The following is a 13196-nucleotide window of genomic DNA, read 5'->3' as shown; positions in this document are numbered from 1 at the left end:
TCTGGAATGACGACCAGCGCTCGACCCGCCTGGCGCGCACAGGCGCCTTTGTGGACCTGACCCTGATCGAGGCAGGCGGGCACAGCCAGGCGCTGAGTTATCAGGTGCCGGACGTCAATCAGTGCGCCCAATGCCATGTGACTGATGCCTCGACCGGCGCGATCCGCCCAATCGGTCCGAGGGCGCGCCACCTCAATGGCGATTACCCCTATGCAGGCGGGAGGGCCAACCAGCTCGTCCACTGGACCGAGACCGGATTGCTGTCGGGCATGCCGGACCTTGGCGCCGCACCGCAAAACGCCGTCTGGCATGGCGAGACCCTGCTTTCGGGCATGGCTCTGGATGAAGCGGCGCGCGCCTATATCGATATCAACTGCGCCCATTGCCATTCGCGCACCGGCCATGCCCGGACATCGGGACTATATCTGGAGCCGGGCGACCCGGTGGGTGCGAGCTTTGGTGTCTGCAAGCCGCCCATCGCCGCCGGGCGCGGTACGGGCAACCGCCTCTACTCCATCGTGCCGGGCGACAGCCACGCCTCCATCTTCACCTTCCGCATGGAGACAACGCGCCCCGATGCGATGATGCCGGAGCTCGGCCGGAACCTTACCCACCGCGAGGGCGCCGCCCTAGTCGCCCGCTGGATCGATGCGATGGCAGGCGGGTGCTGAAGCAATAGCGCGTCCGATGACGGCGCGCTTGGCGCAAGCCCCGCACTGAGGCATTGTTGGCGCGTTGCGCGAACGGAGTTGACCCACGCCATGAAACGCCTTGCCCTGGTGACCGCTCTTGCAGGCCTTGCTGTCAGCGCCTGTGCCACCACGCCGACCTGCCGCGAGGCGGACATGGCCGAACGCGCGGCGTTTGCCCAGATCGTGGCCGGTCATCCAGGCGGCCTCGCTGACAGTCTGCCGACCGAAAGCGCCGCGCTCGCCGGACAGCTCCGCGACGGCGATACCGCGCTTCGCAACCAGATTTTCGGCCAGCGCATGGGCGATTATTCAGTGCGCACCGTGCTGATGCAGCCGCCCTTGTGTGTCTATGAGCAACCGGTCTCCTCGACCGAGCGCATTTCCTACGTCTTCCCCAACGGACGTTTCCAGACCTTGAACCCGGAAGGCACGACCGCCGCCAATCTGGGCAGCCCGGCGCGCGATCATGCCCGCTGCCATTTCCGCCTCATTGACGGGCAATGGCGCCTGACCGACGCCTGCACCTCGACCTTCCAGACGCCGGCTCCGGTGAGCTAGCGAACCTTACGAGGCCGAGCGCAGGCTTTCGCGAAAACCGGTAAGTTCGGTGTCGAGGCGGTCTGCAGCCTCCCCCAGGGCCTGCGATGATCCGGCAAAACGGTCGGCAGCGGCTAGCGTGCGTCCGGCCGCCGAGCGCACGTCCTCGATGCGGCTATTGATACCGCCGGTCGAGGCGGCGGCTTTACCCGCCAGCGCCGCGATCTCGTTGGTGGCGCCCGATTGCTCGCCAAAGGCCTGACGGGCGCTGGCAGAGCTTGCCCGCACTTCGCCCAGGATTTCCGAAATGCGCGACAGGGCCTCGCCCGCACCTTGCGAGGCCGAAGTGATGGCTTCAATACGCGCCCGGATGTCAGAGGTCGCCTTTGAGGTCTGCTCGGCAAGCGCCTTCACTTCCGATGCCACGACGGCAAAGCCCTTGCCGGCCTCACCGGCCCGTGCTGCCTCGATCGTGGCGTTGAGGGCGAGGAGGTTGGTCTGCTCGGCAATGTCGGCAACGAGACCGGCAATCGCCTCGACCTCACGGCCTGCCTTGTCCAGCTCGCGCATGGAGTCCCCGGCTTTCTGGGCTTCGCCCGTTGCACGTTCCGACACCGCATCGGCGCCTTCCATGATCCGCGATACTTCGCTTATCGAGGCAGCAAGCTCCTGCGCGGCTGCAGCCACAGCTTCGAAATGACCCGACGTTTCCGCCGAACGGCCCGCTGCTTCATCCGCGCCGGAACGCGTCTGGCCCGCATCACCGCGCACGTCAGCGGCCAGAGCCTGCATTTGCCTCGAAACCTCGCGCAGATCGGCCAGAACGCCCGCCACCGTATGCTCGAAATCGCTGGCAAGCGCATTTACCTGCACGCGCCCTGCCTCGATCTGGACTGACCGCTCACGGTCGGCCTCGGCCAGTTGCCGCGCCTGCAGATTGGCCGCTTCAGCCTCCGCAATCGCAATGCCGGCATTGTCCAGCGCACCGACAATGCGCTGGGACAGCCAGACCAGAACTGCCGTCTGCCCAATCACGACCGCTGCATGCAGGAGGACCCGCCCGAAATCGGCACCGCCGGGGAATACCGCCAGGGGCAAAGCGAAGTTCAGCACCAGATGGTGCACGGCCGTCACCGCAGCCGCCGTCACGATGGCTCGCCAGTCGCACAGCAAGGTTGCAACCGAAAGTGCGGCAAAGAAGATCATGTGCATGTCGAGCTGCCAGGCACTGCCGGATGCCAGCCAGGTCAGAGCTGCCGGGAAGGCGATCAGTCCGGCGGCCATCGTCATCCGCGTCGCAGCCGCCTGGGGCGCTAGGCGCACCGATGCAAAGGCGCAGCCTGCCACCAGCAGCAGGAAGACGGTTCCGGCAACGAGACGCTCAGGAGCCACGAAGAGCGCGGCCAGCGCATAGACCGCCGCAAAGGCACCCAGAAGGATGGCCAGCACGCGCTGGGATTGCTGGCGGACGGCGTCAATGCGGGTCATGAACGGATCTCCGTTGGATCAGACGTACCGGGCGGACAGCTCCACCCGGAGAGGGGGGCAAGGACGAAAAGGGCGCCGTGTTCACGCAAGGCTGCAGGGCCATTGTGCTCGCTGGCATCCGGCATCTCGATCCTTACAAGTACACCGCCGCGAAGCGGTTCGGCGGCCTCAGCCCCGGCTGCCGCCGCCGCAAGAAGCCTGTCGCCGGGGGCGCCGCCGGGTGCAAAAACGGCGAGCATGGTGCCGCCGGCGGGCGGAGCCAGCATCAGCGCAGGCGGAACAAGACACACCAGCGCCAGCATGGCGGTCAGGATCAGGCGGGCCTGCGTCTGCCGGGATGGCACCATTTCGTCCCGCATCCTTCCTTTCAGGACCGTCTCACGCTCGCGCGCGAGGGTAATCAGACCCTGAGCACTCGCCTGTTTCGGCTAATAAAGCGTTAGCCATCTCAACAGCTTGGGCGGGTGACTGCATTTTTTCTGCATTGGCACCGGGAACGTTTGAGAGGGCCTGCGAATTGATCCCATGTCTGGCCGGTCTGCCCCCGCTTCCCCCGAGATGACGGACCGGCGCAACAGAGGAATGACAGACATGAAGACGTTTCTGATTTCTGGCGTTTCGGCTCTCGCGCTGGCCGGCATGGCTTTCGCGGCTCCGTTTGAAGACGCTGACACCGACGGTGATGGCCGCATCTCGCTGAGCGAGGTTCAGGCTCTGGACAGCGCCACCACCGAAGCCGAGTTCACGCTGTATGACGTCGATCTCGATGGCGGTCTGGATGAAGACGAGTATGCCGCCTGGCACACCGCGACCCAGGACGCTGACGAAACGGACGCCTATTCGGATGAGCCCGTGATGGACGATCCGATGGCCGACGAAGATCCGGTCGAGCTGGAAGAAGTGCCGGCTGACCCGTACGAGCCCTCGACCGAAAAGTCTTTCGAAGATGAGGAAGACAAGGACGAGTACGCCGACGAAGAGAATGCGGATGAAGATCGCCGCGTTCAGGGCGGCGAAGGTGACTACAGCGAAGGCGACTACAGCGAAAGCGATGCCGCCTACGGTGAAGGTGAAGTGACCTCGGATGAGGACGCTGACGCCGACGAGGTCACCGAGGATCTCAACGAGGAACAGGCCGAGGACCTTGAGTCCGACGCCGAGGAAGACGGTGACGAGAGCGATCCCTGGAAATAGGGAAAGTTCCTGACACCGGCCTGGCCCCCTGTCACCCGCCTCCTCCCCGCCCAATCCCCGGAGGCGGAATGGCGGGGGGTCCGGCACTCCGGAGGCAGGAGGGTGAATCCCGCCACCCTCCAGCCCGAAGGGCCGCTCTGATGAGCGGCCCTTTGCGCGTCAGCAGATGGCGCTAGCCCCAGGGACCGCCGAAGCTGTCCCGGCTCTCCTTGCCCGATTGAGGCGCGTTGCCTGACCACGGACCTTCCTCGCCCCACGGGCCGCCCGGATAGCGCCCGGCACCGGCCATCTGGCGCAAACGCGCGATCCGGTTGGCCGTCGAGGGGTGGGTTGAAAACAGATTGTCCGCACCCTGCCCGTTAAGCGGATTGATGATGAACATGTGCGCGGTAGCGGGGTTTCGCTCGGCAGACGGGTTCAGGGTGGTGCGTGCACCGCGCTCGATCTTCTCCAGCGCAGCCGCCAGCGACATCGGATTGCCTGCGATTTCCGCGCCGACCCGGTCAGCCTCATACTCGCGCGAGCGCGAGATGGCCATCTGGACAAGGCCCGCCGCCATCGGCGCAAAGATCGCCAGCGCAATGGCGCCGATCAACCCGCCACGATCACGCCCGCCTCCGAAAAAGAGGGCAAAATTGGCGAGAAAGCCGATGGCACCGGCAAGGGTCGCGGTTACCGTCATGGTCAGCGTGTCGCGGTTCTTCACATGAGCAAGCTCGTGCGCCATCACGCCGGCCACTTCCTCGCGCGTCAGACGCGACAGGAGCCCGGTCGTCGCCGCAACGGCTGCATTCTGAGGGTCGCGCCCGGTGGCAAAGGCGTTGGGCTGGGGCGTGTCGATGACATAGACGCGCGGGCGCGGCATGCCTGCCCGGTCAGCGAGCGCAATCGTATCCTGCGCATAGCGAAGGAGCGCCGGATCGCGCTCATCCGGGCCAATTTCGCGCGCGCCATGCATGGAGAGAACCATCTTGTCGGAATTCCACCAGGCCATCACGTTCAACGCGCCCGCAATGACCAGCGCTATCGCGGCCCCGCCCGGTCCGCCAATGAGATAGCCGACCGCGCCGAACAGCCCTGTCAGGGCGGCGAGCAGGATAAAGGTACGCATCGAATTGGCTGTCATGTGGGACCCTGCTGCAATCATGGTGAAGGCGGTATACCGGGCTGGATCAGCGCCCGTCCCGGCCCTAGATATCTGGTATGACCGACGAGACTTCACAAGATGCCAGAAAGCCGCTGAGCCCCGCTGCGCAGCGTGCTCTCGCCGAGGCCGAAGAGCGCCGCAAGGCGGCAGATGCGCAAGCGGCCCTGCCCGAAGAGCTGGGCGGGCCAAAGGGCCCAGAACCCACACGCTATGGCGATTGGGAGAAAAGGGGCATTGCCCACGATTTCTGACCCACCGGCAGGCTTTGGCGCTGCGCCTTGCGGCTTGGAAAAGGAATATATTCCGCTATAATTCCTTTATGCGGCTTTTTATCTTTTTGTTAAGCATTATTGCCACGAGCGTGGCAGAGGCCCGTCAGGTCATTTCCGGCCCGGTGGAGGCCGAAGTGGTCAGCGTGATCGATGGCGACACGGTGGACGTGCGCGCCTTCATCTGGCCGGGACATATCGTCGAAACGCGTGTGCGTCTGGCGGATGTGGATGCTCCGGAAATACGCCGCGTTGCCTGCGAGGCCGAACGCGAGGCGGGTCATGCCGCGAAACGCTTCGTGGAAGCAGCGCTGATGCCGGAGGGCGAGCCGGGCCTGCGCGTGCAGATCCGCAATGTCACGCTTGGCAGCTTTGCCGGTCGTGTGGTGGCAGGGCTTTCCCTGCCCGACGGGCGCGATCTCGGCGCCGTGCTGCTGGAGGAGGGGCTCGTCACGCCCTATTCGGCGCGTGGCGGCTGGTGCCCGTCACTGGAAGCGCGTCAGGAGGCTTCGGCCAGCCGCTCCTGACGCTTGCGTTCGGCACGCGCCCAAGCCTTTTCATGGAAGTAATAGGCGACCGTCTGCACGGCAGGCTCGATAAGGCCGATAGCAAGCGCGGCGCGCCAGTCCCAGGTAAGGAGAAAGGCGACCGTCATGGCCACCACCAGGTGCATGATGGCATAGGTCACAGCCTTGGCGGTGTTGCGCGATGGCCTGAACAGCGCAAGGAAACCCGGCGCGCATGGGCGGCCATCCTCCATCGTCCCGTGACGGTGCAGCAGCATTCTGAAAAATTCTGCCATGGGCGTCGCTCCTGGGGCCTCTTGCCCTTCAGAGGATATGGTCTTTACGCCGCCGCACACAATGGATTGTTTCGATCAAACCCATAGATGCCGCTCAGCCGGGCGTCACCAGAGGCGGTTCCCCGCCAAGGCTCAGCGCCGCGCCTGCAAGATAGAGCGAGCCGCAAATCACGACGCGCGGACGCTCGATGATGTGACAGGCATCGTGGAGCGCCTCGACCAGCCCGGCGCTTGTCTGCGCGAAATGCCCGGCCCGGCGCGCCGCCTCGGCAGCCTCCTGCGCGCTCATCGCCCCTTCGCGCGCTGCAAAGCCGGACACAGTGATTACAAGGCCAGCAAGACCGGCAAAGGGTTTCAGGAATGCCGTTGCGTCGCGCCCTGCGGAGAAGCCGCATATCAGCACTAGCGGGCGTTCCTCGCGCGCTTCGAGTTCCCCCATCACCTGGGCGAGCACCTCGCCAGCGGCCGGGTTATGCCCGCCATCAAGCCACAACTCCGCGCCCGCCTCGCGAGCGATATCGCCGAGCGGGCCTGAACCGAGCCGTTGCATGCGCGCCGGCCAGCGTGCGTTTACCAACCCGTCGCGCACCGCCTCTTCGGAAAGTCCGATCTGCCGGGCCACCGCGATGGCGCCAGCGGCGTTGGCCGTCTGGTGCGAGCCGACAAGCCCCGGCAAAGGCAGGTCCCAGAGCAGGTTCTCCTCCTCGTAGACCAGCCGGTCATGCTCAACAAAAGCCCGGTAATCGCGGTCGAAAAGCGTGATGACCGCCCCCGTCCTGAAGGCAGCGCGTTCAATGGCCATCAGGCTTTCATCGGCCTGTGGCCCGACCACGCAAGGCACGCCGGGCTTGATGATGCCCGCCTTTTCCGAGGCGATCTTTTCCAGCGTATCGCCCAGATAGGCCTGATGATCATAGCTGACGGGCGTGATGAGGGTGACCGCAGGGTTCGTGATCACATTCGTCGCATCAAGGCGCCCGCCCAGCCCGACCTCGAGGATCAGCCGGTCGGCAGGCGTCTCGCTGAAAAGCAGGAAGGCTGCCGCCGTCGTCGCCTCGAAAAAGGTCAGCGGCTGACCGGCATTGGCCGCTTCCACACGGTGGAGCGCATCAAGAAGCGGACTATCGGCGGCCTCGGCCCCGGCCAGCACGATACGCTCATTGAAGCGCACCAGATGAGGCGAGGTATAGACATGCACCTTCTCGCCTGCCGCCTCGCACATGGCTTTCAGGAAGGCGGCGCTGGAGCCCTTGCCGTTCGTTCCCGCGATATGAATGGTCGAGGGCAGGCGGTCTTGCGGATTGCCGAGCGCGGCGAGAAGGCGCACCAGCCGGTCCAGCGACAGATCCATGCTGGCCGGATGCAAGGTGGCAAGCCGGGCCAGCGTGTCGGCAATGCTCATGACAGGGTCAGGCCGCAGGCGCAGGCAGGTTGGAACTTGCCGCCGGGCGCTTCATCAGCGTACGCAAGACATTGCCGAGAACGCGCGGCAGGTCACGGCGATGGACAACCCGGTCCACCATGCCCTTTTCAAGCAGGTACTCGGCCCGCTGGAAGCCCTCGGGCAGTTTCTCGCGGATCGTCTGCTCGATCACACGCTGGCCGGCAAAGCCGATAAGCGCGCCGGGTTCTGCCAGATGCACATCGCCCAGCATGGCGTAGGAGGCGGTGACCCCGCCCGTGGTCGGGTCGGTGAGCACGACGATATAGGGAAGGCCAGCATCGCGCATCATTTCCACGCCAATGGTCGTACGCGGCATCTGCATGAGGGACAGGCAGCCCTCCTGCATGCGTGCACCGCCCGCAGCGGTGAAGACCACCAGCGGCGTGCGGCGTTCAACAGCCGTCTCGGCCGCTTTCAGGAAGGACTCGCCCGCGGCCATGCCCAGCGATCCGCCCATGAAGGAGAAATCCTGCACCAGCACGGTGGTCTCGATGCCCTGAATGCGGCCAACGGCTATGACCATCGCGTCCTCGCGGCCCGTCTTCTTGCGGGCAGCGGCCAGGCGGGAGGAATAGGGCTTGTCGTCGCGGAATTTCAGCGGGTCCTTGGCGACTTCGGGAAGGGCAATGTCTTCCCACGTGGCATCGAACGTATAGCGCAGGCGTACATCCGGCCCGATGCGCACATGATGGCCCGCAGGCGTGACATGCAGCGCGGCTTCAAGATCCTTGTGGAAGACCATCTCGCCCGAAAGCGGGCATTTCATCCAGAGATTCTCCGGCGTGTCGCGCTTCTCGAACATGCGCGAAACGCCCGGAGGGGTAAGTTTGGAAAGCCAGTTCATGAATGTGTCCCAGGCTGCCTGTAGCGGGGATTATCGCGCATTATGGGTGGCAGATGCCAGTTCTTTGGCCAGTTTGACCGCGCCGGCCACTCCGCCCTCCGCCAGGGCGTCGACAATGGCCGAGCCGACAACCACCGCATCGGCAACTTTTGCGATCTCGGCGGCGCGTTCGGGCGTCTTTACCCCAAAACCCACCGCCACCGGAAGTCCGGACGCCTTGCGCACCCGGTCAACGGCCGATGACACCACTGCCGTCTGGCCGATCCCGGCACCTGTGACCCCTGTGGTCGAGACGTAATAGACAAAGCCGGACGTGTTCTTCACGACTTGCGGCAGGCGCGCATCGTCAGTCGTCGGCGTGGCAAGGCGGATGAGGGAAAGGCCTTCGCGCTCCATCGGTTCGCGAAGCGGCGCATCTTCCTCTGGCGGCAGGTCGACACAGATCACACCGTCCGCGCCGGCAGCCGACGCGGCCTCGACAAAGGCCTCATAGCCAAAGGCGTGAAACGGGTTGGCATACCCCATGATGACGACAGGCGTTGCCGCATTGGTCTTGCGGAATTCGGCAATGAGCTGAAGCACGCCGCGAAGCGTCATGCCGCTACTCAGCGCCCGCAGCGCCGCTCGCTGGATGGGCGGGCCGTCAGCCATCGGATCGGTGAAGGGGGCGCCCAGCTCGATAATGTCGGCCCCGGCCTCAGCCAGGCCATGCATGGTCGCAAGCGTGGTCGCGCCATCGGGATCACCGGCCATCACATAGGCCACGAAACCGGCTTTGCCTTGAGATTTAAGCTTCGCAAACGTGTCGGAAAGGCGTGTCATCCTAAAGCTCCACACCCAGCGCGCCGGCAACCGAGAACACATCCTTGTCGCCCCGGCCGCACATATTCATCAGGATGACGCCATCAGGTCCCAGCTCGCGGGCTAGGTCGCGCACGCGGGCCAGCGCATGGGCAGGTTCCAGCGCCGGGATGATGCCTTCCAGCTTCGAGCAGAGCTGGAACATTTCCAGCGCCTCGGCGTCCGTGGCATGGCGGTATTCCGCGCGCCCGGCATCATGCAGGAAGGCGTGTTCCGGCCCGATACCGGGATAGTCGAGACCGGCCGAGATGGAGTGTCCCTCGACGATCTGGCCATCCTCGTCCTGCAAGAGATAGGTGCGGTTACCGTGGAGGATGCCGGGCTTGCCGCCATTCAGGCTGGCGGCATGGTCTGGCGTATCGACGCCCTTGCCGGCGGCTTCGACGCCGATCAGGCGGACGCTTTCATCCTCGAGGAAGGGATAGAACAGCCCCATCGCGTTTGATCCGCCGCCAATGCAGGCGACAGCAGCGTCGGGCAGTCGGCCAATGCGTTCCATCATCTGCGCGCGCGCTTCCCGCCCGATCACGCTCTGGAAATCGCGCACCATCATCGGATAGGGGTGCGGACCGGCCACCGTGCCGATGACGTAGAAGGTGTCGTCCGGGTTCGTCACCCAGTCGCGCAGCGCCTCGTTCATGGCGTCCTTCAGCGTGCCGCGCCCGGACGTGACGGCATGCACCTTCGCGCCGAGGAGCTTCATGCGGAAGACGTTCGGCTTTTGCCGCTCCACGTCCGTCGCGCCCATATAGACTTCGCATGGCAGGCCGAAGCGGGCAGCAACCGTGGCGGTCGCCACGCCATGCTGACCGGCGCCGGTCTCGGCAATGATGCGCGTCTTGCCCATCAGGCGGGCGAGCAGCACCTGCCCGAGGCAATTATTGATCTTGTGCGCGCCGGTATGGTTCAGCTCGTCGCGCTTGAACCAGATTTGCGCCCCGCCGAAGGCTTCCGTCAGGCGTTCGGCAAAATAAAGCGGGCTGGGCCTGCCGACGAAATCGCGCGCGAAGTCCTCCAGCTCGTTCACGAAGGCCGGATCGTCCTTCCACTTTGCATAGGCCTTTTCCAGCGCCAGCACGTTGGGCATCAGCGTCTCGGCGACGAACCGGCCGCCATACGCGCCAAAAAGGCCATTGGCGTCAGGATATTGGGAAAAGGCATTGGGCTGGGTCATGGGATCATTCACACGGGCTTGCACGGGAGAGGGTCTGATCTAGAGCGTGAGACCGGCTGAGGGAAGCGGGGAATGTGGCCGCGCCGCATATCCATGGGTTCAGGCTCTGGGACCGGGATCCTGGTCGATAGGTCAGAGGGAAACTGACGGAGTTTTCCAAACCGGAACACAATCCGGGACCCCGGCCCCCGGGCCGGGGTCTATTCTGCACCATCCCGCCAGCCCTACCGCTTCGCCGCAGCGATGAAAGCTGCAATCTTGGCCACATCTTTCATGCCCGGCGCGCTTTCAACTCCGGAGACAGTGTCGACGGCTCTCGCGCCTGACGCCTTGATGGCAGCACCGACGGTTTCAGGTGTCAGCCCGCCTGCGAGAACAAATGGCAGGGCGTCAAAGCCTTTCAGGAGCGCATAGTCATAGCCTTCGCCCCAGCCGCCCGGGCGGTCGGCGCCTGCGGGCGGCTTGGCGTCAAAGAGGATTGCGTCTGCAAAACCGGCATAGCGCGCGGCGCGCGCCACATCGGCTGGCTCACTGACAGGCACGGCCTTCCACACGCCTTCGCGGGCATAATGGCGCGCATCAAGGCAGCGCTCCGGGCTTTCGCCGCCGTGCAGCTGGATGATGTCGGGCGCGAGAATGCGAAGCACATCGCCCAGCAGGGCATCATCGGGATCGACCAGCACGGCCACGGATTTCGCGCTGCCCTTAAGGCGGGCAAGCTCGGCGGCCCGTTTCAGCGTCACCGCGCGCGGGCTTTTCGGGAAGATGATGAATCCCAGCCAGTCGGCGCCGGCAGCGGCCGCCGCCTGTACTGAGGCCTCGTCACTCATCCCGCAGATTTTCACGGCCGTGCTCATGAAGCGGGATTTAGCCCGGACCCTTGTGCGGGCAAAGGGCTTACTTCTTCAGGAGATCCCGGATCTCTTCGAGCAATTCCTCATTGCGCGGCTTGGCGGGCGGCTCGGCCGGCACATCATCCTTCTTCTTGTCCATCATCGAGTTCATGCCCTTGACCAGAAGGAAGAGCGCAAAGGCGACGATGAGGAAGCTGATGAGCGCGTTGATGAAGACGCCATAATTGATCGTCGCGGCGCCGGCTTCGGCCGCTGCAGCGCGCGAGGCATAGTCCACCCCGTCCAGCGCCAGGAAGAGCTCGGAGAAATCGACCCCGCCGAGCAGAAGACCGATCGGCGGCATCAGTATGTCATTCACGAAGGAGGACACGATGGTGGAGAAGGCCCCGCCCAGAATGAAGCCGACCGCAAGGTCGACCACATTGCCGCGCATGGCAAACTTCTTGAATTCATTGAGCATCAGAGCCACTCCAAAAGAAATATAGGGGACGGGTTCACACGAGACGGCGCCGGGCGCCAACCCTCCCGCTCACCGTCTGGCCAGCCTTTTTGAGGGCCCGGCTTTACGCCTTGCCGTCGACGCGCTCGCGCAATTCCTTGCCCGTCTTGAAGAAGGGCACATGCTTTTCCTTCACGGCAACCGAAGCGCCGGTGCGCGGATTGCGGCCCTGACGGGGCGGACGGTTGCGCACCGAGAAGGCGCCAAAACCGCGCAGCTCCACACGCTCGCCGCGCTCCAGCGCTTGCGTGATTTCCTCGAAAATCGAATTGACCACACGCTCGACATCGCGCTGGAAAAGATGCGGATTGGCGGCGGCCAGCTTCTCGATCAGCTCAGACTTGATCATGATATCGCGTCCCCGGGATGACGAAGGCCGAAACCTTGGGGCGAGCATGCGCCAAGGTCAATCGCCTCAAGGCAAAAATTGGCGGCTTGCCAAAGAAAATGGCCGGTCCCGTAAGGAACCGGCCATCTTGGGCTATCAGTCAGGCAAGGCGGCTATTCGCCCTTCTTGCCGTCCTGTTGTTTCAGCGCAGCGCCGAGAATGTCGCCGAGCGACGCGCCGGACTCCGACGAACCGTACTGCTCGACCGCTTCCTTCTCCTCGGCCATTTCCAGGGCCTTGATGGAGACGGACACACGGCGGGCGCCCTTGTCGACATTGGTGATGCGCGCATCAACCTTGTCGCCGACAGAGTAACGCTCGGGGCGCTGCTCGCCACGATCACGCGACAGGTCCGACTTGCGGATGAAGGACTTCATCTGGCCGCCTTCACCGAAGGAGACCTCGATGCCGCCGGTGGTGATCTCGGTCACGGTGCAGGTCACGGTCTCGCCGCGCTTGAACCCGCCGGAATCTTCCATCGGATCGCCGGCAAGCTGTTTGATGCCGAGCGAGACGCGCTCTTTCTCGATATCGACGTCGAGCACCTTGGCTTCGACCATATCGCCCTTGTTGAAGTCCTGGATGGCTTCCTCGCCGGAACGGTCCCAGTCGATGTCCGACAGGTGGACCATGCCGTCAATGTCTTCGCCGACGCCAATGAACAGGCCGAACTCGGTGATGTTCTTCACTTCACCCTTCACGACCGTGCCGGCCGGGTGGGTTTCAGCGAAGATTTCCCACGGATTGCGCTGGGTCTGCTTGATGCCAAGCGAGATGCGGCGCTTCTCTTCGTCCACGTCCAGCACCATGACGGTGACTTCCTGGGAGGTGGAGACGATCTTGCCGGGGTGGATGTTCTTCTTGGTCCAGCTCATTTCCGAAACGTGGACCAGGCCTTCGACGCCCGATTCCAGTTCCACGAACGCGCCGTACTCGGCAATGTTCGTCACGCGGCCCTCGAAGGTCGCGCCGACCGGATACTTGGCGGCCACGGCATCCCACG

The 13196-nt window shown here is 64.3% G+C and carries 16 protein-coding genes and 1 pseudogene; 5 read left to right on the top strand and 12 right to left on the bottom strand.

All coding sequences use genetic code 11. From position 1 onward, the window contains the following. Both ACTS2Z_RS00385 and ACTS2Z_RS00380 read left to right on the top strand, forming a co-directional pair. Nucleotides 1–671, top strand: a pseudogene (locus tag ACTS2Z_RS00385) (SO2930 family diheme c-type cytochrome); the annotation flags it as partial. 90 nt (nucleotides 672–761) lie between these two features. After that, nucleotides 762–1250: a hypothetical protein gene (locus ACTS2Z_RS00380; RefSeq protein ID WP_442571254.1), complete on the top strand. Its 489-nt coding sequence runs from the start codon at nucleotides 762–764 to the stop codon at nucleotides 1248–1250. 6 nt (nucleotides 1251–1256) lie between these two features. Here ACTS2Z_RS00380 and ACTS2Z_RS00375 read toward each other — a convergent pair whose 3' ends face one another. Continuing rightward, complete coding sequence (locus tag ACTS2Z_RS00375) at nucleotides 1257–2717, bottom strand: methyl-accepting chemotaxis protein (protein ID WP_442571253.1); 1461 nt, start codon at nucleotides 2715–2717, stop codon at nucleotides 1257–1259. Continuing rightward, the gene (locus tag ACTS2Z_RS00370; protein WP_442571252.1) at nucleotides 2714–3064 is read right to left on the bottom strand and encodes a hypothetical protein; all 351 of its coding nucleotides are present in this window, start codon (nucleotides 3062–3064) and stop codon (nucleotides 2714–2716) included. The genes ACTS2Z_RS00375 and ACTS2Z_RS00370 overlap by 4 nt, the downstream gene beginning before the upstream one ends. A gap of 244 nt (nucleotides 3065–3308) precedes the next feature. On the opposite strand from ACTS2Z_RS00370, the gene ACTS2Z_RS00365 reads away from it, so the two are divergent. Further along, complete coding sequence (locus tag ACTS2Z_RS00365; protein WP_442571251.1) at nucleotides 3309–3911, top strand: hypothetical protein; 603 nt, start codon at nucleotides 3309–3311, stop codon at nucleotides 3909–3911. 172 nt (nucleotides 3912–4083) lie between these two features. On the opposite strand, the gene htpX is transcribed toward ACTS2Z_RS00365, so the two are convergent. Beyond that, a complete protein-coding gene (htpX, locus tag ACTS2Z_RS00360; protein WP_442571250.1) occupies nucleotides 4084–5037 on the bottom strand; it encodes a zinc metalloprotease HtpX in 954 nt (317 codons plus the stop codon). A 77-nt stretch (nucleotides 5038–5114) separates the two neighbouring features. On the opposite strand from htpX, the gene ACTS2Z_RS00355 reads away from it, so the two are divergent. Then, nucleotides 5115–5309, top strand: coding sequence for a DUF1674 domain-containing protein (locus tag ACTS2Z_RS00355; RefSeq protein ID WP_442571249.1), 195 nt, complete (start codon nucleotides 5115–5117; stop codon nucleotides 5307–5309). 110 nt (nucleotides 5310–5419) lie between these two features. Beyond that, on the top strand, nucleotides 5420–5854 hold the full coding sequence (locus tag ACTS2Z_RS00350) for a thermonuclease family protein (protein ID WP_442571248.1): 435 nt from the start codon (nucleotides 5420–5422) through the stop codon (nucleotides 5852–5854). Here ACTS2Z_RS00350 and ACTS2Z_RS00345 read toward each other — a convergent pair. The 9 genes from ACTS2Z_RS00345 to ACTS2Z_RS00305 form a co-directional block, all read right to left on the bottom strand. Continuing rightward, entirely contained in the window at nucleotides 5827–6129 is a 303-nt protein-coding gene (locus tag ACTS2Z_RS00345; protein WP_442571247.1) for a DUF2061 domain-containing protein, read from the bottom strand. The genes ACTS2Z_RS00350 and ACTS2Z_RS00345 overlap by 28 nt on opposite strands. A 94-nt stretch (nucleotides 6130–6223) precedes the next feature. Then, the gene (locus tag ACTS2Z_RS00340; RefSeq protein WP_442571246.1) at nucleotides 6224–7531 is read right to left on the bottom strand and encodes a bifunctional folylpolyglutamate synthase/dihydrofolate synthase; all 1308 of its coding nucleotides are present in this window, start codon (nucleotides 7529–7531) and stop codon (nucleotides 6224–6226) included. Nucleotides 7532–7538: 7 nt separating this feature from the next. Further along, a complete protein-coding gene (accD, locus tag ACTS2Z_RS00335; protein ID WP_442571245.1) occupies nucleotides 7539–8417 on the bottom strand; it encodes an acetyl-CoA carboxylase, carboxyltransferase subunit beta in 879 nt (292 codons plus the stop codon). Between the two features lie 30 nt (nucleotides 8418–8447). Next, nucleotides 8448–9239 (bottom strand): tryptophan synthase subunit alpha, encoded by a 792-nt coding sequence (gene trpA, locus ACTS2Z_RS00330; protein WP_442571244.1) that lies wholly within the window; start codon nucleotides 9237–9239, stop codon nucleotides 8448–8450. Between the two features lies 1 nt (nucleotide 9240). Continuing rightward, nucleotides 9241–10452 carry a tryptophan synthase subunit beta gene (trpB, locus tag ACTS2Z_RS00325; protein ID WP_442571243.1) on the bottom strand — a complete coding sequence of 404 codons (1212 nt, stop codon included), beginning with the start codon at nucleotides 10450–10452 and terminating at the stop codon, nucleotides 9241–9243. A gap of 224 nt (nucleotides 10453–10676) precedes the next feature. After that, complete coding sequence (locus ACTS2Z_RS00320; protein ID WP_442571242.1) at nucleotides 10677–11309, bottom strand: phosphoribosylanthranilate isomerase; 633 nt, start codon at nucleotides 11307–11309, stop codon at nucleotides 10677–10679. 40 nt (nucleotides 11310–11349) lie between these two features. Then, nucleotides 11350–11766 (bottom strand): large conductance mechanosensitive channel protein MscL, encoded by a 417-nt coding sequence (gene mscL / locus ACTS2Z_RS00315; protein ID WP_442571241.1) that lies wholly within the window; start codon nucleotides 11764–11766, stop codon nucleotides 11350–11352. Between the two features lie 103 nt (nucleotides 11767–11869). Beyond that, entirely contained in the window at nucleotides 11870–12154 is a 285-nt protein-coding gene (locus ACTS2Z_RS00310; protein WP_442571240.1) for an integration host factor subunit beta, read from the bottom strand. Between the two features lie 152 nt (nucleotides 12155–12306). Beyond that, nucleotides 12307–13196 (bottom strand): S1 RNA-binding domain-containing protein (locus ACTS2Z_RS00305; protein WP_442571239.1); only part of this gene is annotated, 890 nt, incomplete at its 5' end.

Source organism: Glycocaulis sp., from assembly GCF_052168375.1.
In the GTDB taxonomy this organism is placed as follows: domain Bacteria; phylum Pseudomonadota; class Alphaproteobacteria; order Caulobacterales; family Maricaulaceae; genus Glycocaulis.
The sequence above is the reverse complement of the archived record's forward strand: the minus strand, read 5'-3'. Positions and strand labels throughout refer to the sequence as shown.